This window comes from Cognatiyoonia sp. IB215446, assembly GCF_033963825.1.
Classification (GTDB): domain Bacteria; phylum Pseudomonadota; class Alphaproteobacteria; order Rhodobacterales; family Rhodobacteraceae; genus Yoonia.
Window position 1 is genome coordinate 1,149,220 of record NZ_JAXBMD010000001.1, and the last position, 26,729, is coordinate 1,175,948.

Sequence of the window (26,729 nt, forward strand, 5' to 3'; positions counted from 1 at the left end):
GGGTAATGGGCTCGGGAAAATCTCGGTTTATGGACGTGCGAGGTGCCAGTTGCCGCCAACACCGTCGCCGTTTCGGTCGCCGGGCCGCCGGTCGTTGATCCACAGATAAAGGGGCTGGCCGTCATAGGCCCATTGCCTGGTCCCATCGATGCGGGTGATTGTGGAGAACTTGCCGCTCTCATCTGCATTTGCGGGCGCCGTGAGTGGTGGCCAATTGCGCGCGCAGCTTGCGTTGCAGGCGGATGCAATCGCGGTGTCGGGGTCAAAGGTGTAAAGGCTCATCTGGTTGGCATCGACGAGGATGCCATTGACCACGGCAACAGGCGGTGTGGGGTTGCTGCTCGCGTAAGCATCACAGGCGGCAAGACCAAGGACGAGGGAAAGTGCGATAGCGGAAAGTCTCATAATATGTCTCTTTGCAAAGGTTGAGGCGGATCGGGTCAGTTGGATACGATTTTGAATTCCACGCGCCGGTTCTGGCTACGTTCGTCTTCTTGCTGCTGGGCCGACGCGGCTTGTCCGGCATCAGCCCGATTGGCCGCAGCTGTGTGTCCGGCGGTCAGGCTCAGAAGCCATGCAGCGATCAGGACAGTACGTAACATGTGCGATCTCCTTGTTGTGTGGTCATATGCAGGCGGTGCATCCGCCATTCACAAGGTCTACGCCGGCGGCCTGAGGTTTATTCCTCAGGTCTGGTAAAAAATGTAAAATCCTCTGATAAATTATTGAAAAGTACACGAAGTTATCCGCAGATTCTTTCGCTGACACACCTCCCCACCCGAGCTTCAGCCGAATTTCATAAACCGGTCGGCAGCATGTGCCCGATCGTGCTGGACTTGGCGCGCATGCCCGCTAGGGTCTGCCTCGCAGCGACGTAAGAGGATGCTATGGAAAAGTTCGGCAAAAGCCAGTCCGTCAAACGGGTTGAGGATCTGCGGTTTCTCACCGGCCATGGCCGCTATGTCGATGATATCGCGCCGGAAGGTGCGCTTTGTGCCTACTTCCTGCGCGCCTCCGTCGCGCATGGCGAGATCACTGAACTCGACGTCACCGAGGCGACAGATATGCCCGGCGTGCACCTTGTAGTCACCGCAGACGACCTCGTGGCCGTCGGTGTCCAATTGGGCATGGCGGGCGTGACGGTGACAAACCGCGATGGCTCAAGAGGTGCCGCGCCCATGCGTCCCATCCTCGCGCAGGGCCGCGTGCGGCATGTGGGCGAGGCTGTGGCGATGATTGTGGCCGAGACCCCGGAACAGGCCAAGGATGCAGCCGAGGTCGTGATGCTTGAGATCGACGATCTGCCGGTGCATGTCGATCTCGCCATTGGTGGTGACGCGATCCATCCAGAGGCGCCCGATAATCTCGCCTTTGATTGGGCCATGGGCGATGCGAACGCCGCGCAATCCGCGATTGCCAGTGCCGCCCATGTCGTCACCGCCGAAATTTTCGACAATCGCATCATCGTCAACGCGATGGAGCCGCGCGGCTGCTATGCTGAAGTCACCGATGGCCGGCTGCACGTCGCCTTCAACGGGCAGGGCGTGTGGGGCACCAAAAGTGATCTTGCCCGGCATTTCGATCTGCCAGAGGATCAGATCCGCGTCACAAACCCCGATGTTGGGGGCGGTTTTGGCATGAAGGCAATGCGTTATGCCGAGCCTTTCTGCGTCGCACACGCCGCCCGCGTTCTGGACCGGCCCGTGCGCTGGATGTCGGAACGGACCGAGGCCATGCTGTCGGACAATGCGGGTCGCGACCTGACCACGACGGCAACACTTGCCTTTGATGCTAACTATCGCATCACCGCCTATCATGTTGATACGATTGCGAATATGGGCGCTTATAATTCCCAATTTGCGCAAGCAATCCAGACCGATCTTTTCGCCAAGGTCCTGATGGGCACCTACGATGTGCAGACGGCCTATATGCGCACATGCGGTATCTTTACCAATACAACACCAGTTGATGCCTACCGTGGGGCCGGGCGGCCAGAGGCGATTTTTGTGTTAGAGCGCATCATGGACGAGGCTGCCCGCCAGTTAGAGGTAGACCCTTGGATGTTGCGGGAAAAGAACTTTATCGCGCCAGCGCAGTTTCCTTACACCACGGTCAGCGGTGTGACCTATGACGTGGGCGATTTCATGCAGGTCCTGAATTCTGCCGCGCGCGAGGCGGATCGTGCGGGCTTTGCCGCGCGCAAGGCCGCGTCAGAGGCTGCGGGGCGGCTGCGCGGGCAGGGGCTTTGCTACTATATCGAAAGCATTCTGGGCGACCCCGCCGAGACGACGACAGTTGAGTTCGCAGGCGATGGTGCGGTGATCTATGTCGGCACGCAATCCAACGGGCAGGGGCACGAGACAGTTTACGCGCAGTTCCTGAGTGATCAGACCGGTATCCCCGCCGAAAGAATTTCGGTTATCCAGGGCGACAGCGACCGCATTGCCGTTGGTGGGGGCACAGGCGGCTCCCGTTCAGTCACGGTGCAGAATACCGCCACTCTTGCTACGGTCGAAAAGATGGTCACGGCCTTTTCCGCATTTCTTGCTGATGCCGAAGGTGTTGACCCTCAGGATGTCAGCTTTGATGACGAGCGCTTTCGCATCGCCAATTCCAACCTGAGCCCCACCATGCTCGAGGCGGCAGAGATGGCGCGCGATGCCGGGCGCGATAATCTTCTCACCCATTCCGCCCGGATCAAGCTGGACAATCGCAGCTTTCCCAATGGTGCCCATGTGGCCGAGGTTGAGATTGATCCCGAAACCGGCGTTGTCACCGTCGACCGCTACACGGTCGTGGATGATTTCGGCAATCTGATCAATCCGATGCTGGTTGAGGGGCAGATACATGGCGGCGTGGCGCAAGGGATCGGTCAGGCACTGACGGAACGCGTGGTGTTTGATGAAGACGGACAACTTCTCACCGCAACGTTTATGGACTACGGCATGCCGCGTGCCGATGATATCCCCATGATTGGTTTTTCGACGGAATGTACCCCATCGCTTTACAATCCTATGGGGATGAAAGGTTGCGGTGAGGCGGGCACGGTTGGCGCGCTCGCCGCTGTCAGCAATGCCGTGGTTGATGCGCTGTGGGAGATCGGCGTGCGGCAAGTCGATATGCCATTCACGCCGCACCGGATCTGGCAGGCCATTCAGGCGGCCAAGGATGACAGTGCCGCTGCGTGACTGGTTCTTTGGCCTCTTCGGGCGCCGTGCGCGCACCGAAGAAGGCGGCGTCCGCGGGCGCGGAAAGGCCGTACATGTGGTCATTCTGGATGGCACGATGTCCTCGCTGGAACCGGGGGCCGAGACCAATGCCGGTCTGACATTCAAGCTCCTTCGTGAGGTCAGCCAAAGTGCCAACCTGACAGTGTATTACGAGGCTGGCATCCAATGGCGTGACTGGCGCGGCACCTGGGGCGTGATGACCGGTAAGGGTATCAACCGACAGATTGAACGTGCTTATGGCGTTGTCGCCTCCCGCTATCGGCCCGGCGATGACATCATTCTGATCGGCTATTCGCGCGGGGCCTATGCCGTGCGGTCCCTGGCGGGTGTCATTGATCTCGTTGGGCTGGTCAAAGCGGATTGCGCGACGGTCCGCGCGGTCCGGCAGGCCTACCGCCACTATCGCACCGGCGCGCGCAGCCCCATCGCACAGGATTTCCGCGACCACTACTGCCATCCGGATGTGCAGGTCGAGGCGGTGGCGGTCTGGGACACGGTCAAGGCGCTGGGGTTGCGCCTGCCCATCATCTGGCGCTGGGCGCAGGCCACGCATGACTTTCACAACCATGCCTTGGGCGGCCATATCCGTAACGGATTTCATGCGCTCGCCATGGACGAACGGCGCGAGGCTTATGCGCCGGTGATGTGGTCCTGCCCGCCCGGCTGGCAGGGCAATATGGAACAGGTCTGGTTTCGCGGCAACCATGGCGATGTGGGCGGGCAGGTCGAACTGCGCCCGGCAGCGCGCCCGCTCGCCAATATCCCGCTGGTCTGGATGCTGGAAAGGCTGGAAATGTGTCAGGTCCCGTTGCCCGATGGGTGGCGGGGGAGGTTTCCATGCGACCCGAATGCCCGGTCGGTTGGGAACTGGATCGGGTGGTCAAAAATCTTTCTGTCGCGCCGCAAACGCCTGATCGGGCGCGATATGTCCGAAAGCATCCATCCAAGTGTCGTGGAGGCGGGAAAGGCGCCGTCAGTCCCTCTTGATCTGCATAATCAGACAAGTGGTTGATCCGGTTGCATAAAGCTTGCCGTCAGCGGCACCACGTATCTCACCATGTGAGATACCGGTGGATCGCCCGGCATGGTCGATCACACCTGTGGCGATAATCTCGGTATCCAGTGGGATCGCGCGGGTCAGGTTCACCTTGTATTCCAGTGTCGTGTAAACCGACCCTTTCGGCACCATCGTCATGACGGCGCAAGCCATGCAACTGTCCAAAAGCGTGCCGTACCAGCCGCCATGCACGCCGCCCATCGGGTTTGTGTGATCAAAGCTCGGCGTGCCGCGAAAGCTGACCTTGCCCTTTTCCACACTGTCGAGCTCATAGTGTAGCAGGGCCGAAATCGGTGGTCGCGCGATCTTCCCCTCCAGAACCCCTTGCATGAATTCAAGGCCCGACATGGACAGGATCGCATCCTGATCTGGCAGTTCTGACAATGATTGGGCGGCGAACATCGGCTTTCTCCGGGCGTGATTTCCGCCGGAGGCTCGCCCGTCAGGCGACGTTTTGCAACCGCACTTTTGGTGTGACGCCAAGGGCATGGCAGACATCGCGCGTCAGCTCGGGCCGGTTCAGCGTGTAGAAATGCAAATGCTCAACCCCACCGGTGATCAGATCATCGCACAGCTCCGTCGCGATGGCGGTGGCGAGTAGCTCTGTCGTTCCGTCACGCGTCGCATGGGCAAAGCCATCGCAAATCACCTGCGGGATATGCGTGCCGCATCTGGCCGCGAATTTCTGCGTGCCGGCCCAGTTTTCGATGGGCAGGATGCCGGGGATGATGGGGGCGTCAATGCCCGCTTTCACGCAGGCATCGCGAAAGCGAAAGAAGGTCTCGGCCTCAAAGAAAAACTGCGTGATCGCGGTGCTGGCGCCGGCATCGATCTTGCGCTTGAGAAACGCGATATCGGCCGCCTGATCGACCGCTTCGGGGTGCTTTTCAGGATACGCACCGACGCGGATGTTGAACCGCCCGGTCTCCGCCAAAGCGGCGATGAGGTCCACAGAACTGGCGAAACCTTCAGGATGAGGCGTAAACTTCGCGGTTCCCTGCGGTGCATCACCGCGCAGGGCCACAATGTCGCGCACGCCCGCATCCGCATAACTTTGCGCGATGGCCAGCGTTTCGGTCTTTGTAGCGTCCACGCAAGTCAGATGCGCGGCCACGTTCAGCCCGCTGGTTTTGTGAATGGTGCTGACGGCTTCATGGGTTAGTTTGCGAGTGGCACCGCCAGCACCGTAAGTAACCGAAACAAAGTTGGGCTCAAGCGGAGCGAGCGTGTTCACGCAATCCCACAACCGAAATGATCCCTCCAACGACTTGGGCGGAAAAAATTCGAACGAGACGGATGGGGTCGGCATGGGGCACCTCTTGCTTGCCTCTGCTGTGTGGCAGCCTTAGATACTTGAGGCAACTTCATAAACTTCACGAAGGTCATGAGGACCGCTCACAATGCATATTGAGTTCCGCCATCTGCGTACAATCAAGGCCATTCATGATACCGGTGGGCTGGCGCGTGCGGCAGACAGTCTCAATATCACGCAATCCGCGCTGTCCCATCAGATCAAGGGGATCGAGGATCAGGCGGGGGTGGAGCTGTTTGTCAGGCGGTCGAAACCTCTGAAACTCTCTGCTGCTGGCATGAAGATGTTGGCGGCGGCCGAAGAGATCCTGCCGCGTGTCGCCTCGCTTGAGGCGGAGTTTTCGGATATTGTCGCGGGCAGTGCCGGCCGTCTACATATCGCGATTGAGTGCCACGCCTGTTTCGAATGGCTGTTTCCGGTGCTTGAGCAATTCCGCAAGACCTGGCCCGACGTCGATGTCGACATCCGGCCCGGTCTCGCCTTTGACGCATTGCCTGCCCTGCACAAGGAAGAGGTGGATCTGGTCGTCTCGTCCGATCCCGAAGACTTGCCTGAAACTGACTTCACCCCGCTCTTTGACTACGAGCCCGTTTTTGTCGCCGCAGCCCAACATCCGCTGGCCAGGAAACAGGTGATCGAGGCCGAGGATTTTCGCGATCAGACATTGATCACCTATCCGGTCGAGCGCGCACGGCTCGACGTGTTCTCACAACTTCTGATCCCGGCAAAAGTGGAACCCGCCGCAATACGACAGGTCGAGTTGACGGCCGTAATCCTGCTGCTTGTCGCGTCAAATCGCGGTGTCGCGGTCTTGCCGGATTGGGTGGTCCGACAGGTGCATTACAATTCGGATTATGTCACGCGCCCGTTGACGAAAGGTGGCATGACCCGTCGTCTTTATGCCGCGACGCGGGCAAATGACACGACATTGCCCTATATGGCCCATCTGATCCGGCTGGCACGACAAGAGGCGGTGAAGCTGCAACGGGCCTAAGCCACATCGTCGCGCTTGGAACTGCGCATCGTGAAGTTGTACCCTTCCGTTTCCAGGCGGATCATGACCTCGGATGCCGGCATGGCGCCGCCGTAAAGATATCCTTGAACAACATGACATCCCATTTTCCGAAGCGTCTTGCGCTGCTCAGGTGTTTCCACACCTTCGGCGACAACCTGCACGCCAAGGCCTTGTCCCATGCTCAGTAATCCCTGAACCAGAACATGCGCTGCTGGATCGATCCCGAGATCGCGGACAAAGCCGGTATCCAGCTTCAACTCGTCAAACTCGAGGTCTTTGAGATGCTGGAAGGATGCGAAGCCCGTGCCGAAATCATCCAGCGAAATCCGTACGCCGGACCACCGGAAGTTTGCAATGGATCGCTGGATCACATCACTTGATCGGGCGATAAAGATGTCCTCAGTAATTTCAAAAGTCAGATGCTGGCGCAGATGTGGGTAGCGGTCGATGATCTCCAAAAGATCATTGTGCCCCGACAAAGTGGCCAAGGTAACCTCAGAGACATTGATGGAAATCTGTCCCGGGTTGAGACCCTCTGCCGTCCATGCCTGAATGTCCTCCAGAACCCGCCCGGCGGTGTGGATCATGAACTCACCCTGCAAACCCAATTCGTTGATCTGCGGCAGAAATTCTGCGGGCGAGAGCACCCCACGCGATGGATGTTCCCAACGCGAAAGGGCCTCAAACCCGATGATGCGATTTGTGTCGAGGGAAACTTTGGGCTGGTAATAGGGGATGATTTCGCCCAGCCGCATCGCGTTGGAGAGAATGTTGCGATCTTCCAGACTGGCGCGCACGGGAAATGCGCTCTTGTCAAAGATCATCATCCGTTTATCGGGGTCGTGTTTGGCCAGGTACATCGCCTGATCCGCGCCGGACATCAGCGCGGCCAGCGTTGATGCGTCGTGCCCCTGCCTTGCGATACCAAGGCTGACACCGACTTGCAGTTTTTTCTGCTCAAACGGAATCGGCTCTTCAACGGCGGCGATAATCCGTTTCGCAAATGCAGTTGCCTTTTTGCTGGATGTGATATCGGTGGCAACAATCGCAAACTCATCGCCGCCCAGCCGGGCAACTTGTGCGTCCTTACCCGCCAAGCGTTGCAGTCGGTCGGCTATTTCACACAAGACCGCGTCACCGGCAGTGTGGCTGTAACTGTCGTTAATAGGTTTGAAACCATCCAGATCGAGAAGAAAGACGGTCACGCCAAGGCGATTTGCATGCTGGCGCATCAGGCTTTCCACCTGTTCGTCAAAGGCGCGCCTGTTCATCAGCCCGGTCAGCGGGTCGTGCCGCGACAATCGTTCCAATTCTAGGAGTCTTGCATTTGCTTCTTCGCGTGCACGCTTCAGTGCTTGATGTGTGTCGTTTTGCCGGTTCATCGTGTCGGACGTATTGACGATGTAGACGATAAATGTTGCCGCCGCGATGACCCATTCCATCTCCGTCGCTGCATGAGAAGGGCTCTCTGACTTGATCCACAGCATCAGGAAAATCGTCGCAAATGCGGGGATCATTTGGCTCCAATTATAAAACGGGAGCAATCCGAACGTATTGGTGACATGCACGAAGATGCCAAATGTCCAGACATAGCCACATAGGATAAGGGGCGTGGCCTCGCTTTGCGACAAAATGAGTGAGAAGGACAGGAATGGCAGCATCGCCGCCCAATTGACGGCAAAGACGGCGATGGCAGTGGACAGGCTGAGCTGCTTGTCGAATTCACTGGCGCGTTTGTTCAAGGGATATGCGATGATTTCCAGTGCGATGATGCAGGCCATGGCGGCCATCGCCTGCGTCGTGAATCCCGCAAAGACACAGATACCCGTGATCAGCCCGGCAGTTGCCACACGCTTCGCAATATCGCGGCCCGAAATGTGGCCCGCGATCTGCGTCTGGTGCAGAAAATGATCAATCATATGGCGACGCATTCAGCCGTTTAGCCTCCTGCGCTGCTTATGACGAAATCACACCAACAACTCGTTAAGCCAGGAATAGTCCGGAGGTGTTGGTTAAGGTGCAGTTACCCCCTTGTTCCAACGCGCTCTTCCCCCTATACGCCGCCCCTGATCCCGATACGGAGACCCCCAAAATGGCTGGCAGTGCTAATCTGAACGTGATGATGAAAACCGCGCGCAAGGCGGGCCGGGCGCTGGTCAAGGATTTTGGCGAGGTTGAGAACCTGCAGGTCAGCGCCAAAGGCCCCGGTGATTTTGTCAGCCGCGCTGACAAGGCGGCAGAGGCGATGATCCGCGAGGACCTGATGCATGCGCGCCCGTCTTACGGGTTTCTGGGCGAAGAAGGTTCCGAGATTGAGGGGGATGACCCGACGCGCCGCTGGATTGTCGACCCGCTTGACGGCACGACGAATTTCCTGCACGGCCTGCCGCACTGGGCAGTGTCCATCGCGTTGGAACACAAAGGCCAGATCGTCGCGGGCGTTATCTACGACCCTGTGAAAGACGAGATGTTCTATGCCGAGAAGGGCGGTGGGGCATGGATGAACGAAAGCCGTCTGCGCGTCTCGGCTCGGCACCGGATGATCGAAAGCATCTTCGCAACCGGTCTGCCCTTTGCCGGCCATGCGCACTTGCCTGACGCATTGCAGGACCTCGCACGGCTCTTGCCCGCGACCGCTGGTGTGCGGCGTTTCGGGGCAGCGGCACTCGATTTGGCCTATGTCGCTGCGGGCCGTTATGACGGGTTTTGGGAACGCAGACTGAATGCCTGGGACATTGCAGCCGGCATCATCATCGTGCGCGAAGCGGGCGGTATTGTTGAGGCGCTCGACCCCGATGCTGACGTGATGGAAACCGGCTCGATCATCTGCGCGAATGAGCCGATTTTCAACGCTTTTGCCAAGGTGATCCGCGACGCTTAGCGCCGCTGCGCGGCACTGTGGGAATGCTGCTGCGGCCATAGGTGGCTTCGGGGTGGGGCGGATGCCCTTCGGTGCGGGTCCAGAATTGGGGGCCGCCCAATCGCAGCCACAAGGGTAACGTGCCGACAAGCCCGATCACAAACCCGCCCGCATGCGCCCAATAGGCGACACCGCCGCCTGAGACATCTGCCGTCACGCCGTTCAGCAATTGCAGGCCGAACCACAGGCCCAGCATGATCCAGGCCGGGATCGGGAAGATGCGGAAGAACACGATGAAGAAGATGAAGATATCCACCCGCGCCTTGGGGAACAACAGCAGGTAGCCGCCCATCACCCCGGCAATCGCACCCGATGCGCCAACCATAGGAATGACGGAAGTTGGTTCTGCCGCGAATTGTGCAAGGCTCGCCAGGACGCCGCAGGCCAGATAGAAGATGAGGAAAGGGACATGCCCCATCTCATCTTCCATGTTGTCGCCAAAAATCCATAAAAACAGCATGTTACCGGCCAGATGCATAAACCCGCCATGTAGAAAGACCGACGTCACAAGCGCGGCATAATTCTCGCCCTCCGCCAGTCGCGCGGGGATCAGTGCGTAGTCGAAATAGTATTGCGCAAGCTGCCTTTCGGTCTGGACCAACGCCATCTCGGACACAAACACGATGACGTTGATCGCAATCAACGCCAGCGTCACGTAAGGCACACGTTCAGACGGGTTATGATCTCGGATCGGAAACATGGGCGCGACCGTCGTGTATGTGGGGGCAGGGGTCAAGTCATTGCGGCACCCGCAACCTCAGCCAACAGGGCCGCATTGCCGCCTGCCGCCGTCGTGTCGATGCAGACGTGTCTTTCCAGCATGACATGGGCCGTGTCGGGCAGGCCGGTGATCAACGGCATAATCGGCCCCGCGCGCTGGCTGAGCGCGGCTTCGATGGCGCGCGCCATCTCTTCATCACCCCACCACAGGATACCGGCGAGGGAGGCGAGATAGGCCACGTGTTCAGAGGGCAGATCACCCTCCGCGCTGATACCGATACCGCCAAGTTCACCGACGGCCTTCACTTGATCTTGTGCGGCCTGCGCTCCGGGTCCCATGCAAAGGATCGGGCCGCGCGGACGTAGGCTGTGCCGGTTGGACTCACCCGTTGGCCCCGGCAGGTCATTTGGCGGTGGTGGGGGCGGTGAAGCGGCATTCTCCAGCCGCTCCTGCAATGCCCTGAGATTGGCGGCGCCCGCCCAATGGCCAGCGGCGGCGGGTGCGGGGTTTGCGGTAAAGCGCGGCAGGTAATGCGGGCCACCCGCCTTGGGCCCGGTTCCGGAAAGCCCTTCACCACCAAAGGGTTGGCTGCCCACAATCGCGCCGATCTGGTCGCGATTGACGTAGATATTGCCCGCGTCAATGCTCTCCACAATCGTCTGCACGCGGTCATCGATCCGCGTATGCAGGCCAAATGTCAGCCCATAGCCCGTGGCGTTGATGTCAGCGATGACCTGATCCAGCGCATCGCCTTTGAACGTCGCCACATGCAGGACGGGGCCGAAAATCTCGCGCGTCATATCCGCGATACTCTCCACGCGGATTGCTGTGGGTGCGATGAAGTGGCCCGTTGCCGGTGCTGTAATCTGATGAATGATCCGCCCGTCGGCACGCGCTGCGGCAATATGATCGGCGATTGTCTCATGGGCTGTGGCGTCAATGACCGGCCCCAGATCGGTGGAGAGGTGCCAGGGGTCGCCGACCGTCAATTCATCCATCGCACCTTTCAGCATCTCCAACAGGTTTTCGGCAATATCCTCCTGCACATAAAGGCAACGCAAAGCCGAACAGCGCTGCCCGGCAGAGCGGAAAGCCCCGTTGATGATATCGCGCACAGCGTGTTCGGGCAGGGCGGTGCTGTCGACGATCATCGCGTTCAGCCCGCCGGTTTCGGCAATCAGCGGCGTGCCAGGCCTGCAATGCCGGGCCATATTCGCGCGGATTTTCAGCGCAGTGGCGGTGGAGCCTGTGAAAGCCACGCCATTGATCCGATCATCGGCGGTCAGCGCGGCCCCAACCTCCCCACCACCGGGCAGAAGCTGCAGCGCCGTGATCGGCACGCCTGCGCCATGCATCAGTTCCACGGCTCGTGTGGCGATCAATGGCGTCTGCTCGGCCGGTTTGGCAAGCACCGCATTGCCGGCAGCCAGCGCCGCCGCGATCTGCCCGGTAAAGATCGCCAGCGGAAAATTCCACGGGCTGATGCAGGTCCAGATGCCGCGCGGGCGCTGCTCTGGCGTGGCCTGCGTCGCGTAATACCGCAGAAAATCCACCGCCTCACGTAATTCGGCCACCACGTCGGGCATGGCCTTGCCAGCCTCACGGGCGAGGATCGCAAAAAGTTCCTCTGCATGCGCCTCATACGCATCGGCCACAGCGTTGAGGATACGCGCCCGGTCCGTCACGTCCGCCTGCCATGGTTGCGCTGCATCCAATGCGGTCGCCACGTCCTGCGGCATGGTGGTTTGTGCAATCCCCACGCTCTCGTCCGGTTTGGCAGGGTTGATCACCGGGTGTTTCGGGCCTGCGTCCACGTTGCCCGCAAGGATCGGCGCACCCTGCCACGCACTTGTCGCGAAACGTCCGCGCGCGTCCTCAATGCCTTGCAGCGTTGGGATATGCGTCAGATCCCACCCCTTTGAATTCACACGGTCAGGCGCGAACAGATCCGGCCCCTTGGCCAATCGCGGTGCCTGACCCAGCGCGTCAAAGGGGCAGGCCGCGACGACTTCTGGCGGGACATCCGCATCGACAATCTGGTTGACGAAGCTCGAATTCGCGCCGTTTTCCAGAAGCCGCCGGACAAGATAAGCCAGCAAATCCTCATGCGCGCCCACGGGGGCATAGATGCGGCAATGCGTCCGCTCAGACTGCAGCACCAGCGTATGCAGCACCTCGCCCATCCCGTGCAGGCGCTGGAATTCATAGTCATCAGGCGCGCGACCCATCTGCCCGGCCATGTCAAGAATAGCGGCAACCGTATGGGCATTGTGCGTGGCAAATTGCGGGTAAATCCGATCCGTCATGCCAAGTAGCTTGCGCGCATTCGCGATATAGCTGATGTCGGTGTGCGGCTTGGCCGTGAAAACGGGGAAGCCATCGATGCCTTCGACCTGTGCCCGCTTGATCTCCGCGTCCCAATAGGCGCCCTTGACCAGCCGCACCATGATCTTGCGGTCCAACCGCGTGGCCAGATCATGCAGATAATCGATCAGAAGCGACGCACGCTGCCCATAAGCCTGCACAACGACGCCAAAACCATCCCACCCGGCCAAGGCAGGCTCGGCCAGAACCGCTTCGATCACGTCCAGCGACAGTGACAGCCTGTCCGCCTCCTCCGCATCAACATTAAACCCCATCCCCGCCGATTTCGCGAGCATCGCCAGCGCGCGCAGGCGCGGCACCAGTTCCTCCATTACGCGGGCCTTCTGCGCCACTTCATAGCGGGGATGCAGAGCAGACAGCTTGACCGAGATACCGGGGTTCTCAGCCACACTGTCATGGACACAGTGATCCGCAATCACGCTGATCGCGCGTGAATAGGCCAGATGATAACCGCGGGCATCGGCATCCGTCTGCGCGGCTTCACCCAGCATGTCGTAGCTATAGGTAAAGCCCTTCGCCTGCATCCCCTCGGCCCGTTTCATGGCCTTGTGAATGTCTTCACCCAGCACGAATTGCCGCCCCATCTCACGCATTGCACGCGCGACGGCGGCCCGGATCACCGGCTCGCCCAAGCGCTTGATCGCGCCGCGCAGCGCGCCGGTCACTCCGGGCTTGTCATCGTCCAGCACACGGCCGGTCAGCATCAGCGCCCAGGTCGAGGCATTCACCAGCGACGATGCCGAATGACCCAGATGCTTGCCCCAGTTCGACGGCGCGATCTTGTCCTCGATCAGCGCGTCGATCGTATCCGCATCCGGCACACGTAACAGCGCCTCGGCCAGACACATCAGCGCGATGCCTTCATCGGTGGAGAGGCCATATTCCGCCAGAAATACCTCCATCAGCCCGGGATCGGCGCTGGCGCGGATTTCACGAACAAGATCGGTCGCGCGGGCATGGATTCGAGCGCGATCCGCCTGAGACAGATTGGCCGCCGTAACGAGATCCCGCACCACCGCCAATTCATCGGCATAGGTGGCGGCATCGATCTGGGCGCGCAGGTCGCTGGTGTCATCGCGTGGCATTGACGGCTCCTTTCACTTTCTCCCAGAATAGCGGATTGTTGGCGGGCATTTTGACTGCTATCCCGTCCATGGCAGAAGAATATGACTAAATTTGGAGGAGTGGATGGGCGAAATGGATCGTCAGATTGATGGCTTTGACCGCAAGATTCTCGACATTATGGCCGTCGAGGGCCGGATCAGCGTCACCGAACTTGCCCGCCGGATCGGCCTGTCAAAATCGCCCACCCAGGCGCGGCTGAAACGGCTGGAGGATCAGGGAATCATCCAGGGCTATACCGCATTGTTCGACCCGATCCGGCTGGGCCGCGATCACGTGGCCTTTGTTGAGGTGAAGCTGACCGACACGCGCGAGGCCGCGCTCGCCGCGTTCAACAAGGCGGTGATCCAGGTGCCGGAGGTGGAACAATGCCACCTGATTGCGGGCGCGTTCGACTACCTTCTCAAGGTCCGAACGGCGGGCATGCCCGGCTATCGCGCGGTTCTGGCTGAGAAAATCTCAACCCTGCCGAACGTGGCGAATACCTCGACCTATGTCGCGATGCAGACGGTCAAGGAAGAAGGGCTGGCGCCGCTTTAGCTTGACCAACGCGCGCGAAAGCGCAGTTTGAACGCCATGAAATGGTTTATCGCGCTGCTCTTCACTGCCCCCGCCGCCCTCGCCGAAATCTGCCCGCCCGTCGCTGATCGGTCCGATGAATTGGCGGGGATCTACGCCGATCTCGCGCGGTCACAAAGTGAGGCCGAGGCGCAGCCGCTCAATGCGCAGCTTTGGGAAATCTGGACCGATGCGCCGGATGCGCGGGCCCAGGACCTTCTTGATGAAGGCATGCAGCGGCGCGCCGGATTTGATTTTCTGGGCGCGCGCGATGTACTCGATGAACTGGTCGCATACTGCCCCGACTACGCCGAAGGCTATAACCAGCGCGCCTTTGCCAACTATCTGCGGCAGGATTTTGCAGCAGCACTGGTGGACCTTGACCGCACGCTCGAAATCAACCCTCGCCATATCGGCGCGCTGTCCGGCAAGGCGCTCACGCTGATGGGGCTTGGCCGTCAGGACGACGCGCAGGTTGCCCTGCGCGAAGCCCTTGCGCTGAACCCTTGGCTGGGTGAGCGGGCGCTTCTGACCCGCCCCCTTGGGGAAGACATCTGATCACTGCTTGCCGCCGCGCGTTCCACGGCATAGGAATACCGACGTGCCCGCGTGGTGGAATGGTAGACATCGGAGACTTAAAATCTCTTGGCCGAAAGGCCGTGCCGGTTCGAGTCCGGCCGCGGGTACCAAATTTCAGATTTGTCGGCCTAGCGTGTTCGGCATCCGGCTGGTAGGGGTTCTGCACCTTGGTATCGCAGCTACAAAGTGTGCCGACGGTGGACCTCTACTACGTCTGCCAAATGGTGGACGGCGTAACGCGGGAACCGGGTGCATACCTGCGAAACGTAGAGGACATTTTCGGAGATATGGCCTCGTCAAGCCTAGTCAGGGCTTACCCTAAGTGGACGTGCTTCCACATTTTCGTGGAGGAACTGATCTCAAGCGTCATTTTTGAAGACGCCGAGAAGTTCAAAAACGTGCCTGGGCGATACTGGGTTGATTATCTGCTTCGTTCGAACGGCATAAGCGCTCAACCAGTTAACTCTTCCGATTTCGGACGAAACGACGGTTACGAATACCTTGAAGCCCTCCAGCAGGAGGACTTGATCTCTCAACTTTGCGAGACGGTTTCGAAACAGGTCTTCCACGTCTTGTTTTCAAACCGTGGGACAATGTCGGCGTTTGGGCACATGGTGAGCTACTATGTCCTTCACACGGCTTCTGCGTTTGCTTCTGATGCCTTCAACGGCTCAGGCCATCTCAACAGAGTTTCTGTCCCATTATGGGCAAAAAGCGCGGTTTTTCACAGAGACAAGGGCAGGTGCGTTCTCTGCCAAAAGGACCTAACCAGATTATTCAGCCAGCAGTCACAGGTTCACTATGATCACATTATCCCGTTGGACCTTGGTTGAATGAACTGTGTTACGAACCTTCAACTGACTTGTTCGGAATGCAACTTGGACAAAGGCGCTCGGTCGGCTGCCACATCTCGTGAGTATGAAGTTTGGTATGATTATTGATTTGTCCGATATGCCGACTGGAAGTGAACGGATAGAAGTCTATTATCCCAGTGCCCAAGACTTACGCATTGGCTATGCAACCCATGACAGAAAGCAGACTAGGATTCTGGCTGCGGGTACCACCCCAAAACCGGCGTATTGGAGCCTGACATGACATCCCATTTTCCTGCCTTGCCCGATGCGCCGATGGCCGAAAGACGCCCGACCACCGCCGAGTTCCACGGCGTGACCCTGCACGACGATTACGCGTGGTTGCGCGCCGATAACTGGCAAGAGGCAATGCGCGAACCGGACCTGCTGCCCGACGACATCAAGGCCTATCTGCAGGCCGAAAACGCTTACTACGCACGGGCGATGGCCGGTACCGAAGAACTGCAAGAGACGCTTGTGGCCGAGATGCGCGGACGCATCAAGGAAGACGACAGCAGCGTGCCGATGAAAGACGGCCCCTTTGCTTATGCCCGCCGCTATACCGAAGGGGCCGAGCATCCGCTCATCACACGCACCCCGCGCGATGGCGGCGATGAAACCATCCTGCTTGACGTGAATAAAGAGGCGGCGGCTCACGACTATTTCGTGCTGGGCGGCACGGCCATGTCACCCGATCATAACATCATGGCATGGAGCGCCGATACAAGCGGCGCGGAATACTACACGCTGCGCTTCCGCAACGCCGAAACCGGGCAGGACGCCGCCCAGACCATCGCCGATGTCGGATCAATCGCATGGGCCGATGCGCAGACATTTTTCTATGTTCGCGTTGATGAAAACCACCGCCCGAACAAGGTTTTCCGCCACCAGCTTGGCAGCGACCCGGCCGAGGATGTGCTGGTTTATGAAGAAACCGACCAACGCTATTATGTCAGCGTGACCCGCATGCGCTCTGGCGCCTTCATCGCGATCTATACCGGCATGAATGACGAAACCGAGGTCTGGGTGATCCCCACCGCCGCACCAGAGACCGCGCCGGCGGTGATCGAACCCCGCACGACGGGCATGGAGTATCAGATCGATCATCAGGGCGATCAATTCCTGATCCTGACCAATGCCGACGACGCGCTCGATTTCAAGATCATGACCACCCCGGTCGCGGCCCCATCCCGCGCCAACTGGACCGATGTGTTGCCCCATGAGGCGGGGCGTATGGTCATCGATGTGGCCACTTACGCCGATTGGACAATCTGGATGGAGCGTCAGGACGCCCTGCCGCGCATCCGTTATGCCCGCACCGGCACGCCCCTGGCGGAGGGGCAGGAGATCACGTTCGATGAAGAGGCTTTTGCCCTCGGCCTGCAGCCCAGCCCCGAATACGAAACCGATCTGCTGCGTTTTACCTATACGTCACCGACGACACCGCCGCAGATCTTTGATTTCGACCTGTCTGACGAAAGCCGGACCTTGCGCAAAACGACCGAAATCCCCTCAGGCCATGATCCCGCAGATTATGTGACCCGCCGCATCACCGCGCCCTCCCATGACGGGGCAGAGGTGCCGGTGACGATCCTGTATCACAAGGACACCGCTCTCGACGGTTCTGCCCCTTGCCTGCTTTACGGCTATGGCTCTTACGGGGCGAGCATGCCGGCCTCGTTCTCCAGCAACCGCCTGTCGCTGGTGGATCGTGGCTTTGTCTATGTCATCGCCCATATTCGCGGTGGCGAAGAAAAGGGCCGCGCGTGGTATGAGGACGCGAAATTCGGCAAGAAGGTCAACACGTTCCATGATTTCATCGCGGCTGGTGAGGCCCTGATCAAAGGCGGTTACACCAATGCCGGTCAGATCGTGATCCAGGGTGGCTCTGCCGGGGGGCTTTTGGTAGGCGCGGTGGTCAACATGCGCCCCGACCTGCTTGCCGGTGTGATCGCAGACGTGCCCTTCGTCGATGTGCTCAACACCATCCTCGATGAAACCCTGCCTTTGACCCCCGGCGAATGGTCGCAATGGGGTAATCCGATCGAAAGCCGGCAGGCTTTCGACGATATCCGTTGCTATTCGCCTTATGACAATGTCACGGCGCAGGATTACCCGCCGATGCTGGTCACGGCAGGTGTTTCGGACCCGCGCGTGACCTATTGGGAACCTGCCAAATGGGTGGCCAAGCTGCGGGTGACCAAGACCGATGAAAACATCCTGATGATTAAGACCAACATGTCATCAGGCCATTTTGGCAAGTCCGGACGGTTCGCGATGCTTGAGGATTCGGCGCGGTCATATGCGTTCGCCTTGAAGGCAGTAGGGCTTGTTTGACACCACTGCTGCGGAGGATTGCCGGCCGATGCGCATTATTTTAGAATAATTCTAAAGACTCTCTTGTCCCGCGCTGACCTGAAGTTATCTTGTGAACAGCAAGCAAGCGGAAGCCAGCCAGCACCACACCAGAGAGACAGAGAGATTTGGACATGACCCAAACAGCAAATGCACTCAACACCGATGCCAGAACGGCAATTGCCGAGGCGCTGAACCAGTCGGTCGCCGAGACGGCGGTGACAACGATGCTGGCGCAAAACTTCCACTGGAATGTCACCGGCATGGCCTTTGGCCCGCTGCACGAATTGTTCCAGACGATCTACGAAGATCACTTTACCGCGCAAGACGATCTGGCCGAACGCATCAAGGCGCTTGATGCCCATGCGGAAGGGATGCTCGCGGGCATGCTCAAACGCTCCAAAGTGTCCGAACATGATGGACATGCAAGCGACACCGACATGATCAAGGCGATGCTGGACGCACAGGAAACGCTGGCGACAACGCTGGCGGGCTGCGGCGAACTCGCCGCCTCACATGGCGATACGCTGACCGAGGATTTGTGCATCGCGCGCGGGCAAACCCATGAAAAGTTTGCGTGGATGCTACGCTCGCATCTGCGCTAGGCGATCCTTAAGCGATTTTCTTGGTAACTTGATCAAAAGGCGCTTTTGCGCCTTTTTTCTTGCACTTCTTGGCATAGGCCGCCGCCCAGCCGCTATATTTGCCCATAATCTGCTGCTGCGCGATCAGCATCTGCACGAAGCCTTCGCGCTGGCTGTCTTTCTTGAGCGCCTTGAACGCCGCCTTCTGCGCCTTGGTCATCGAGCAGCCAATGCAATGGCCGCCACGTTTGTATTTGCAAACATCGATGCAGGGATTCGGGGTTTTGCTCATAGTCACTCCGCTTGACACATCATATTTCTGATAGAATTTGTCAGTTTTCAAGGTAATCCCGAAAATCTGCTACAAAATGTCCATTGTACACATTTGTATGCAGAAAATGCATCTGACCTATTCCCCTTTGCGCGCTGATCTTCTAGTGATCTGGATCAAGCGCTGGTGGGTCGCTTATGGTATTGCATGAAGGCCCATCGCCACGAATTCAGACGATCAGCCAAAGGACATGTCCATGTCAGACCAGACCACACCCGACATCATCTACACCAAAACCGATGAGGCACCGCAGCTTGCCGCGGCCTCGCTCTTGCCAATTATCAAGCGGTTCCTGTCGGCCCTGGATATCTCGGTTGGTACTCGTGACATCTCGCTCGCCGGGCGGATCCTGGCGGCCTTCCCCGAAAAGCTGACAGCAGAACAGAAAATCTCTGATGATTTGGCCGAGCTGGGGCATCTGGTGAAGGAACCGCAGGCCAATGTGATCAAACTGCCCAACATCTCGGCCTCCGTGCCCCAACTGGTCGAAGCGATCACCGAATTGCAGGGGCAGGGATATGACATCCCCGATTACCCCGCCGATCCGCAATCGGATGCTGAGAAAGACGCCCGCGCGCGCTATGACGCGATCAAAGGCTCTGCGGTGAACCCGGTGCTGCGCGAAGGCAATTCCGACCGCCGCGCGCCATCCTCCGTCAAGGCCTATGCCAAGGCCAACCCCCACCGCATGGGCGCCTGGTCACCCGACAGCAAGACCAAAGTCTCAACCATGGGCGCGAATGATTTCCGCTCAAACGAGACATCCGTCACGCTGAGCGCCGCACAGGCCGCAGGCCCGATCAAGATCACGCACACAGCCGCTGACGGCAGCGTCACAACGCTCAAAGACGGGCTCAGCATGCCCGAAGGCACGATCGTGGACGCCACCTTCATGTCGGTCGCCGCCCTTCAGCAGTTCTATCAGGACCAGATCGCAGACACGCTCGCCGATGGCACGCTTTTCTCGCTGCACATGAAGGCCACGATGATGAAGGTGTCCGACCCGATCATCTTTGGCCACGCGGTGCGCGCCTATCTTGCAACCGTCTTCGCAAAACACGGCCCGGCCTTCGACAAAGCCGGGATCAACCCAAACGGCGGTTTTGGCACGCTTTTTGACGCCATCGACGCCCTGCCAAACGGGGCCGAAATCCGCGCCGAGATTGACGCGCTCCTCGCCGAACGCCCGCCGCTTTACATGGTTAATTCGGACCGGGGCATCACCAACCTGCATGTCCCCTCAGACGTGATCATCGATGCCTCCATGCCCGCCGTGATCCGGGCGGGTGGCAAGGGCTGGGGCCCTGACGGAAACGAAGATGACACGAATTGCGTCATCCCCGACAGCTCTTACGCGCCCGTCTATGATGCCGCCGTGAAGTTCTGCAAAGCCAATGGCGCGCTTGACCCCGTCACCTCTGGCACCGTGCAGAATGTCGGCCTGATGGCACAAAAGGCCGAGGAATATGGCTCACACCCGACCACCTTTGAAATCCCCGCTGATGGGGTGGTGCGTGTTGTGGCCGCGAATGGCGATGTGCTGCATGAACACGCCGTCACCGCCGGTGACATCTGGCGCATGGCTTCCACCAGAAAGGCACCGATTGAAAACTGGATCGGCCTCGCGCTCGACCGGATGGCGACCACCGGCTACGACACGATCTTCTGGCTCGACCGCAGCCGCGCCCATGATGCGGAGCTTTTGAAATATGTCGAACCGGCGCTGACCGCAGCCGGTGTGGCCGACAAGGTGCGGATCATGGCCCCCGAAGCCGCGACTACCGCATCCTTTGAAACCATCTACAAAGGCGAGAACACAATCGCCGTCACCGGCAACGTGCTGCGCGATTACCTGACGGACCTCTTCCCGATCCTGGAGGTCGGCACATCGGCCAAGATGCTTTCGGTCGTCAAACTGATGCAGGGTGGGGGCTTGTTCGAAACCGGCGCCGGCGGCTCTGCCCCCAAGCACGTCGAGCAGCTTGTCGAAGAAAACCACCTGCGCTGGGACTCGCTAGGCGAGTTCTGCGCCTTGGGCGAGGCGCTGCGTTTCCTCGCCGCAGCCCAATCCAACGCGGTCGCCGCCGTGCTGGGCGATGCCGTAGATACCGCGACCGAGCGTCTTTTGACCGAAGGCCGCTCTCCCCAGCGCAAGGTCGGCCAGCCCGACAACCGCGACAGCCATTTCTGGTTCGCGCGGTATTGGGCCGAGGCGCTCGCCACCCAAACCGCCAATGCCGAGATTGCGGCAAAGTTCAAAGACCTCTCTGAGGCGCTAAAGGCGAACGAGGCCGCGATCCTTGCGGAATTGTCATCGGCACGCGGGAACGCTGTCGATCTCGGTGGTTACTACAACACATCGGACGCGAAAACGGCCAGTATCATGCGCCCATCTTCAACGTTGAATGGCCTGATGGACGGCTGAGCGCACGTCGGCTGGGGCAGCCAAGAAAGGTTGCCCCGGCGTATCTCCCTTCCGGCGACGTCGCCGCGATATCTGCAAGCTGCGCAGTAGTGCGCATGGACCAGGGCAAATGGAACCCTGCAAAAGGCACTAAGTGCGCCAGCAAGCCTCTACAATTCGGACGGCGCGATAATGCAAATGAACTCGCGTGGATCGCAGGGCGAAGATGTGGTTTTGCCACCTAGCTCGCGCTCTGCGCTTCAAATTCATAAATCGTCACTTCTCGCGGCGGAACTTGCTGGCTGCTGCGTTAAACCTAACCAACGCCACGCGCATGCGGGTGCTTTTGCAACGAGCAATCAAAAAACGTTGCAAAAGCGCTCTTGCGTTGCGCTGTCTACAGGTCACGTTCCCGGGGAGCCACGAATGAATTTGAAACCGCTTCTGATCCTGCCACCGCTTATCTTGGGTGTTGCGGGTTACATCTGGATGACACAACCAGATGCGACCGCTGCGCAACCGGTTGAAGAGGCGAAGTTGGCGGTCCGTGTGATGACCGTCGAACCTTCGGCGCATGTGGTGTCGGCGACGGGCTTTGGCCGCGTCGAGGCTGTGCGGTCGTGGTCGGCCATCTCTCAGGTGGATGGGCGCGTGACCCAGACGCATACTGATTTGTCTGTTGGTACAGTGGTTGATGCGGGCGCGCTTCTGATCCAGGTCGACAAAACCGATTACGAACTCGCCATACAAAAGAGCGAGGCGAACATCGCCGCTGCTGAGGCCCAGCTGGCCGAACTCGACGGGCAGGAAGAGAATTCGCAAAATCTGTTGGCGCTGGAGCAGCGCAGTCTTGAGGTGGCGCAGGCCGAATTTGACCGCAACCAGAACCTCTTTGACAGTGGCACGGCCAGTGCAGCGACACTCGATGCGGCGCAAAAGACGCTTTTGGCACAAGAGAATGCGGTCACCAACCTGACAAACACTATCGCCCTCTACCCGGCGCAGCGCCAATCTGCCGAGGCGACTTTGGCGGTGCGCGAGGCAGAGCTTGCCGAGGCCGAGCGCGGATTGTCCAACACAACAATTACCGCCCCTTTCCGTGGACGCGTCTCTGCAGAAATGGTGCAGGTGGGACAGTTCATTCGCACGGGCGAACAGCTTGTGACCATTGACGCCATTGATACCGCAGAAGTTGTCGGCGCCTTTCAACCACAGGCTTTTGCATCGGTGGTGAGCGCGGCATTTGACGGAAGAAATCCTGATGTGACCGAGGTCGATGCAACGCAGGTCATCGAGATCATGAAGCGCGGCGATATCAAAGCCTATGTCGCACTGGAGTTCGCAGGGGTGCAGGCCCGCTATCCTGCCCAGCTGGCCCGGTTTCGCGGGACCATCGACAGTGAAACCGGCACGATCGGTCTCGCCGTCCGCATCGATGATCCACTGGTCGTGGACACCAATGGAGGTCGGCCACCGCTTGAATTTGGCGCCTTTGTCGGTGTTGTTCTTGAAGGGACAACGCCAGCTGAAGCCATTGCTGTTCCGCGCACCGCGATCCGGCAGGGTGATGATGGCGCACCCTTCGTCTATACCGCGACCGCGGATGATCGGTTGGCCATCACGCCCATCATTCTTGGGCCTGTTGCGGGGGACATGATCCTGGTCCAGGACGGCCTCGCAGCCGGTGACCGCGTGATCCTCTCCGCGCCACGCCCCCCGATTGAAAGGCTTTCCCTGACTCCGATTGAAGATACGGGCGTCACCCAATGATCCGTTATTTCGTCCGGCACCCGGTCGCCGCAAATATCCTGATGTTGCTCTTTGTCGTGCTGGGCATCGCGGTGCTCAGCAATCTGGAGCGTGAGACATTTCCTGAATTCACCGCCGATAGCGTGGTGATCACCGTGCCCTATCCGGGAGCCTCTGCCGTCGATGTTGACGACGAAATCTGCGCGCCACTTGAAGATGCGGTGAGCGGCATCACCGGGCTTGTCGATTTCCAATGCGACTCGCTTGATGGACGGGCCTCGGCAACAGCGGAACTCGATGAGGGTGGCAACCTGATCCAGTTCTTCAATGATGTGTTTTCGGCCGTCTCAGGTATCAACGACTTTCCGTCCGACGCAGAAACCGCAAGTGTTGAGATTGCGGCCCAGACCGATCTGGTCGCGCTGATCGCGATCTCAGGCATCAGCGGGAAAGAGGGGCTGGTCGCCTATGCCGATGAACTCTCTGACCGTTTGCTGATGGTGCCCGGCGTGGCCGAAGCCACCGTGACGGGCATCACTGACCGCGAGCTGCAAGTGACTTTCGAAGAGCAGGACCTGCGCCGCTTTGGTTTGTCGAGCCAGGATCTGGTTGACGCGATTGAGGCCCGTTCTTTCAGGCAACCGCTTGGCTCTGCCGCGCTGGAAGACAGCGATCTGGTGCTGCGCTATGTGGGCGCGACGCGGACCATTGCGGAACTTGAAGACCTCATCATCATTGAAAATGCAGATGGCGGAATCGTGCGCCTGTCGGATCTGGCGACGATCAGCCTCGTCGACAGTGACGAGACCCGGCAAAGCTTTATCGATGGGGCACAAACGGCGATTATCTCGATCTCGAAGACCGCCGATGACGATAGTATCGATGTGTTTGACCGGGTCGAGGACGTGATCAACGCCGAACTCGCGACCTATCCGGACCCGTTTGACATCGTTGTCATCAACAATCTCGCTGACCTCGTGTCCGAGCGTCTGACGCTGATTACCCAGAATATCGCGGTCGGTCTGGTGCTTGTCTTTGTGACGATGTGGCTCTTCTTTTCCCTTCGCGAAGCGCTCTGGATTTCGGCGGCTTTGCCCGTGTCCTTCCTCGGCAGCTTTTTCGTGATGAGCATGCTGGGCATCACCATCAACATGATCACGCTGATCGCGCTTTTGATGGCTGTTGGGCTGATCATGGACGACAGCATCGTGATTGCAGAAAACATCGCCAAATGGCGGCGCAAGGCCCCGCCGCTGGTGGCTGCCGCAAAGGGCACGATGGAGGTTCTGCCGGGTGTGATGTCGTCTTTCATCACGACCGCCTGTGTCTTTGGTCCGCTCATGTTCATTTCGGGCGAATTGGGGCAGATCCTGCGGTTCATCCCGATGGTGTTGCTGATCACGCTCGCGATTTCGCTGATCGAAGGTTTTCTGATCCTGCCGCATCACCTCAGCCATTCCGGCGGGGATGATGATCAGCCGCCCCAACAACGCCCCGCCGACCGTGCATTGGAATGGGTGCGGGAACAGGTTGTTCTGCCCGTGGCCACCGCGCTGGTGAAACTGCGTTACCTGACGCTGGGCACCGTGATCGCAGCATTGATCTTATGCGTGGGCCTCGTGACCTCTGGCACGGTCAAGCTGATCGCCTTTCCCTCAACCGAAGGCGACACCGTTGTTGCGCGCGTTGCGCTGACATCCGGCATCGCGCGCGAACGGACCGTCGCCACGGTCGAACAATTGCTCGACGGTCTTGAGGCAGTGGATGCAGACCTGACACCCGGAACTGCGGATGGCGCCCCGTTGGTTGAGCGTGTTCTGGTGCAATATGCGGTCAACGCCGATGTCCGCGACAACGGTTCGCACACGGCGACGATCACCGTTGATTTGCTGGAAAGCTCGCTGCGCAATGTCACGGCAGATGACATGCTGGCCGCCTGGCGTGCGGCGGCTGGGCCATTGCCTGACGTGGTGCAGATCAGTTTCTCGCAATCCGAGCTCGGCCCCGGCGGCCTGGACCTTGATGTGGAACTTCTTGGGCGCGACCTGGCTGAACTGGAAGAGGCGGCAGGTCTCCTCCTTGGCGATCTTCTTGCCCGCGAGGATGTGACCGAAGCGTTTCAGGATTTCTATGGCGGGCGTGAAGAGGTGCAGATCGCGCTTAATGAATATGGCTATTCCATCGGCCTGACGCCACAAGCCCTGTCCGCGCAATTGCGCACCGCTTTCGAAGGCTCTGAAACCGACAACTTCCGCCAAGGGGCAAGCACGCGCACGGTGCGGGTGCAATTGGCCGATACAATCGCCAGCGTCACCGAGCTTGAGCGCTTCCCCATCGTCCTGCCCGGCGGTGCACAGACCAGCCTGTCGACAATTGCTGACCTGACAGCGTCAGCCAGTTACCCCAATGTGACCCGCAAGAATGGTCAGGCCGTGGCACGCATTCAGGGCAAGATCGACCGCTCTGTCACTACATCAACTGCGATTTCGGGCGTGATCCTCAACGAACTCGCCCCGAAACTTGCGACGACTTACCCGGATATCGAGGTCAAAATCGGCGGCGCGACAGAAGAACAACAGGAATCGCAAAAATCCATGGCAACCTATCTCAGCATCGGGTTGGTTGGCGTCTATATGGTGCTGGCGTTCCAGTTCCGGTCTTATAGCCTGCCTGTTGTCGTGATGCTGTCGATCCCCTTTGCGCTGATTGGGACGATCCTTGGCCATCTGGCCCTCGGTATGGATCTTTCGATGCCCAGCCTTGTGGGCTTTGCGTCTTTGGCGGGGATTGTGGTGAATAACGCGATCCTGTTTTTGACCTTCTTCCAGACAAACCTGCGGGGCGATGATTATGTCTCTGCCTCTCTCGATGCGGTGCGCGACCGGTTCCGCCCGATCCTTTTGTCGAGTGCCACGACCTTTGTAGGTCTTTTGCCCATCATCTTTGACACCAGCCCGCAGGTGCAGACGCTGGTGCCGCTTGTCGTGGCTGTCGCCTTCGGCTTGCTCGCCGCGATGGTGCTTGTGGTGCTTGTGCTGCCATCCGTCATGTCGATCTATTTCGACATGTTCAGCGTGCGGCACTGGATGGGTCAGTTCGATGATCAGGATCAGCAGAGATCAGAAGATGTGAAGACCACAGAGGCGCGTACTCCCTGAACCGAAAGGGAAAGAATGATGAAGCATACTTTGTTTTGCCTGACCGTGGGGCTTGGCGTATTTGCGATAAGCCCCGCATTGGCCCAACAGATGTCGGACGCCGACAGACAGAAAATCGCCGAGAATCTGGCTCAGGCAGATGCAAATGGCGATGGTGCGATGAATAGTGATGAGTTCCGGCAGCTGATCGATCTGAACGCGGCCGACAATCTGGGCCGTGCCAGCAGGGTGAAGAATGCCGGCCTCTATGACCGCGTCTTTCAGCGGCTCGATGCCAATGGGGACGGCCTGCTGACCGAGCAGGAAATGCGCGACATGGCTGCCGCGAGGGGGAACTGACCCGGATCAGCTTTACCCCCGTTGCGGAAAAGGGATTTTTGCATTAGAACAAAATAAGA

21 protein-coding genes and 1 tRNA gene are annotated in these 26,729 nt (G+C 59.2%); 14 read left to right on the forward strand and 8 right to left on the reverse strand.

Annotated features, from left to right (window positions below; all coding sequences use genetic code 11):
* Positions 1–27 precede the first annotated feature (27 nt).
* Positions 28–405 (reverse strand): hypothetical protein, encoded by a 378-nt coding sequence (locus SLH49_RS05765; protein WP_320268191.1) that lies wholly within the window; start codon positions 403–405, stop codon positions 28–30.
* A 35-nt stretch (positions 406–440) separates the two neighbouring features.
* The gene (locus tag SLH49_RS05770) at positions 441–602 is read right to left on the reverse strand and encodes a hypothetical protein (RefSeq protein ID WP_320268192.1); all 162 of its coding nucleotides are present in this window, start codon (positions 600–602) and stop codon (positions 441–443) included.
* A 285-nt stretch (positions 603–887) separates the two neighbouring features.
* Between SLH49_RS05770 and SLH49_RS05775 the strand changes: the two genes are divergently transcribed.
* Entirely contained in the window at positions 888–3,188 is a 2,301-nt protein-coding gene (locus SLH49_RS05775; protein WP_320268193.1) for a xanthine dehydrogenase family protein molybdopterin-binding subunit, read from the forward strand.
* Positions 3,175–4,242 (forward strand): DUF2235 domain-containing protein, encoded by a 1,068-nt coding sequence (locus tag SLH49_RS05780; protein WP_320268523.1) that lies wholly within the window; start codon positions 3,175–3,177, stop codon positions 4,240–4,242. Before SLH49_RS05775 ends, SLH49_RS05780 begins: the two co-directional genes overlap by 14 nt.
* On the opposite strand, the gene SLH49_RS05785 is transcribed toward SLH49_RS05780, so the two are convergent.
* Both SLH49_RS05785 and metF read right to left on the reverse strand, forming a co-directional pair.
* Positions 4,204–4,689 carry a PaaI family thioesterase gene (locus tag SLH49_RS05785; RefSeq protein ID WP_320268194.1) on the reverse strand — a complete coding sequence of 162 codons (486 nt, stop codon included), beginning with the start codon at positions 4,687–4,689 and terminating at the stop codon, positions 4,204–4,206. The genes SLH49_RS05780 and SLH49_RS05785 overlap by 39 nt on opposite strands.
* A gap of 40 nt (positions 4,690–4,729) precedes the next feature.
* Positions 4,730–5,596: a methylenetetrahydrofolate reductase [NAD(P)H] gene (gene metF, locus SLH49_RS05790; RefSeq protein ID WP_320268195.1), complete on the reverse strand. Its 867-nt coding sequence runs from the start codon at positions 5,594–5,596 to the stop codon at positions 4,730–4,732.
* 91 nt (positions 5,597–5,687) lie between these two features.
* On the opposite strand from metF, the gene SLH49_RS05795 reads away from it, so the two are divergent.
* Positions 5,688–6,593, forward strand: coding sequence for a LysR family transcriptional regulator (locus SLH49_RS05795; protein WP_320268196.1), 906 nt, complete (start codon positions 5,688–5,690; stop codon positions 6,591–6,593).
* On the opposite strand, the gene SLH49_RS05800 is transcribed toward SLH49_RS05795, so the two are convergent.
* Positions 6,590–8,533, reverse strand: a complete 1,944-nt coding sequence (locus tag SLH49_RS05800) for a putative bifunctional diguanylate cyclase/phosphodiesterase (RefSeq protein ID WP_320268197.1) — start codon at positions 8,531–8,533, stop codon at positions 6,590–6,592. The two genes, SLH49_RS05795 and SLH49_RS05800, sit on opposite strands and share 4 nt — an antisense overlap.
* Positions 8,534–8,706: 173 nt before the next feature.
* Between SLH49_RS05800 and SLH49_RS05805 the strand changes: the two genes are divergently transcribed.
* Positions 8,707–9,495, forward strand: a complete 789-nt coding sequence (locus SLH49_RS05805; protein ID WP_320268198.1) for an inositol monophosphatase family protein — start codon at positions 8,707–8,709, stop codon at positions 9,493–9,495.
* Here the strand turns inward: SLH49_RS05805 and SLH49_RS05810 are convergent.
* Both SLH49_RS05810 and putA read right to left on the reverse strand, forming a co-directional pair.
* A complete protein-coding gene (locus tag SLH49_RS05810) occupies positions 9,461–10,234 on the reverse strand; it encodes a rhomboid family intramembrane serine protease (RefSeq protein ID WP_320268199.1) in 774 nt (257 codons plus the stop codon). The two genes, SLH49_RS05805 and SLH49_RS05810, sit on opposite strands and share 35 nt — an antisense overlap.
* Positions 10,235–10,266: 32 nt before the next feature.
* A complete protein-coding gene (gene putA, locus SLH49_RS05815) occupies positions 10,267–13,725 on the reverse strand; it encodes a bifunctional proline dehydrogenase/L-glutamate gamma-semialdehyde dehydrogenase PutA (protein ID WP_320268200.1) in 3,459 nt (1,152 codons plus the stop codon).
* A gap of 103 nt (positions 13,726–13,828) precedes the next feature.
* Here putA and SLH49_RS05820 point away from each other — a divergent pair, with 103 nt between their 5' ends.
* The 6 genes from SLH49_RS05820 (at position 13,829) to SLH49_RS05845 (ending at position 18,710) form a co-directional block, all read left to right on the forward strand.
* Positions 13,829–14,302 carry an Lrp/AsnC family transcriptional regulator gene (locus tag SLH49_RS05820; protein ID WP_320268201.1) on the forward strand — a complete coding sequence of 158 codons (474 nt, stop codon included), beginning with the start codon at positions 13,829–13,831 and terminating at the stop codon, positions 14,300–14,302.
* A gap of 36 nt (positions 14,303–14,338) precedes the next feature.
* Positions 14,339–14,878, forward strand: coding sequence for a hypothetical protein (locus SLH49_RS05825; protein ID WP_320268202.1), 540 nt, complete (start codon positions 14,339–14,341; stop codon positions 14,876–14,878).
* A gap of 45 nt (positions 14,879–14,923) precedes the next feature.
* Positions 14,924–15,009, forward strand: a tRNA-Leu gene (locus SLH49_RS05830).
* An 87-nt stretch (positions 15,010–15,096) separates the two neighbouring features.
* Positions 15,097–15,732 (forward strand): hypothetical protein, encoded by a 636-nt coding sequence (locus SLH49_RS05835; protein WP_320268203.1) that lies wholly within the window; start codon positions 15,097–15,099, stop codon positions 15,730–15,732.
* Positions 15,733–15,990: 258 nt separating this feature from the next.
* Entirely contained in the window at positions 15,991–18,087 is a 2,097-nt protein-coding gene (locus SLH49_RS05840; protein ID WP_320268204.1) for a S9 family peptidase, read from the forward strand.
* Between the two features lie 152 nt (positions 18,088–18,239).
* Entirely contained in the window at positions 18,240–18,710 is a 471-nt protein-coding gene (locus tag SLH49_RS05845; RefSeq protein ID WP_320268205.1) for a DNA starvation/stationary phase protection protein, read from the forward strand.
* A gap of 7 nt (positions 18,711–18,717) precedes the next feature.
* Here the strand turns inward: SLH49_RS05845 and SLH49_RS05850 are convergent, their stop codons facing one another.
* The gene (locus SLH49_RS05850; RefSeq protein ID WP_320268524.1) at positions 18,718–18,981 is read right to left on the reverse strand and encodes a DUF1289 domain-containing protein; all 264 of its coding nucleotides are present in this window, start codon (positions 18,979–18,981) and stop codon (positions 18,718–18,720) included.
* A 235-nt stretch (positions 18,982–19,216) separates the two neighbouring features.
* Between SLH49_RS05850 and SLH49_RS05855 the strand changes: the two genes are divergently transcribed.
* The 4 genes from SLH49_RS05855 (at position 19,217) to SLH49_RS05870 (ending at position 26,670) form a co-directional block, all read left to right on the forward strand.
* Positions 19,217–21,445 carry an NADP-dependent isocitrate dehydrogenase gene (locus SLH49_RS05855; protein ID WP_320268206.1) on the forward strand — a complete coding sequence of 743 codons (2,229 nt, stop codon included), beginning with the start codon at positions 19,217–19,219 and terminating at the stop codon, positions 21,443–21,445.
* A 405-nt stretch (positions 21,446–21,850) separates the two neighbouring features.
* A complete protein-coding gene (locus tag SLH49_RS05860) occupies positions 21,851–23,194 on the forward strand; it encodes an efflux RND transporter periplasmic adaptor subunit (protein ID WP_320268207.1) in 1,344 nt (447 codons plus the stop codon).
* Positions 23,191–26,331: an efflux RND transporter permease subunit gene (locus SLH49_RS05865; protein WP_320268208.1), complete on the forward strand. Its 3,141-nt coding sequence runs from the start codon at positions 23,191–23,193 to the stop codon at positions 26,329–26,331. The genes SLH49_RS05860 and SLH49_RS05865 overlap by 4 nt, the downstream gene beginning before the upstream one ends.
* 15 nt (positions 26,332–26,346) lie before the next feature.
* Positions 26,347–26,670 carry a hypothetical protein gene (locus SLH49_RS05870; protein WP_320268209.1) on the forward strand — a complete coding sequence of 108 codons (324 nt, stop codon included), beginning with the start codon at positions 26,347–26,349 and terminating at the stop codon, positions 26,668–26,670.
* The last annotated feature ends 59 nt before the right edge of the window (positions 26,671–26,729 follow it).

Coding starts and splice junctions, on each gene's coding strand:
- SLH49_RS05765 (WP_320268191.1), bottom strand. CDS start 405: ATGAGACTTTCCGCTATCGCACTTTCCCTCGTCCTTGGTCTTGCCGCC.
- SLH49_RS05770 (WP_320268192.1), bottom strand. CDS start 602: ATGTTACGTACTGTCCTGATCGCTGCATGGCTTCTGAGCCTGACCGCC.
- SLH49_RS05775 (WP_320268193.1), top strand. CDS start 888: ATGGAAAAGTTCGGCAAAAGCCAGTCCGTCAAACGGGTTGAGGATCTG.
- SLH49_RS05785 (WP_320268194.1), bottom strand. CDS start 4,689: ATGTTCGCCGCCCAATCATTGTCAGAACTGCCAGATCAGGATGCGATC.
- metF (WP_320268195.1), bottom strand. CDS start 5,596: ATGCCGACCCCATCCGTCTCGTTCGAATTTTTTCCGCCCAAGTCGTTG.
- SLH49_RS05795 (WP_320268196.1), top strand. CDS start 5,688: ATGCATATTGAGTTCCGCCATCTGCGTACAATCAAGGCCATTCATGAT.
- SLH49_RS05800 (WP_320268197.1), bottom strand. CDS start 8,533: ATGATTGATCATTTTCTGCACCAGACGCAGATCGCGGGCCACATTTCG.
- SLH49_RS05805 (WP_320268198.1), top strand. CDS start 8,707: ATGGCTGGCAGTGCTAATCTGAACGTGATGATGAAAACCGCGCGCAAG.
- SLH49_RS05810 (WP_320268199.1), bottom strand. CDS start 10,234: ATGTTTCCGATCCGAGATCATAACCCGTCTGAACGTGTGCCTTACGTG.
- putA (WP_320268200.1), bottom strand. CDS start 13,725: ATGCCACGCGATGACACCAGCGACCTGCGCGCCCAGATCGATGCCGCC.
- SLH49_RS05820 (WP_320268201.1), top strand. CDS start 13,829: ATGGGCGAAATGGATCGTCAGATTGATGGCTTTGACCGCAAGATTCTC.
- SLH49_RS05825 (WP_320268202.1), top strand. CDS start 14,339: ATGAAATGGTTTATCGCGCTGCTCTTCACTGCCCCCGCCGCCCTCGCC.
- SLH49_RS05840 (WP_320268204.1), top strand. CDS start 15,991: ATGACATCCCATTTTCCTGCCTTGCCCGATGCGCCGATGGCCGAAAGA.
- SLH49_RS05845 (WP_320268205.1), top strand. CDS start 18,240: ATGACCCAAACAGCAAATGCACTCAACACCGATGCCAGAACGGCAATT.
- SLH49_RS05850 (WP_320268524.1), bottom strand. CDS start 18,981: ATGAGCAAAACCCCGAATCCCTGCATCGATGTTTGCAAATACAAACGT.
- SLH49_RS05855 (WP_320268206.1), top strand. CDS start 19,217: ATGTCAGACCAGACCACACCCGACATCATCTACACCAAAACCGATGAG.
- SLH49_RS05860 (WP_320268207.1), top strand. CDS start 21,851: ATGAATTTGAAACCGCTTCTGATCCTGCCACCGCTTATCTTGGGTGTT.
- SLH49_RS05865 (WP_320268208.1), top strand. CDS start 23,191: ATGATCCGTTATTTCGTCCGGCACCCGGTCGCCGCAAATATCCTGATG.
- SLH49_RS05870 (WP_320268209.1), top strand. CDS start 26,347: ATGATGAAGCATACTTTGTTTTGCCTGACCGTGGGGCTTGGCGTATTT.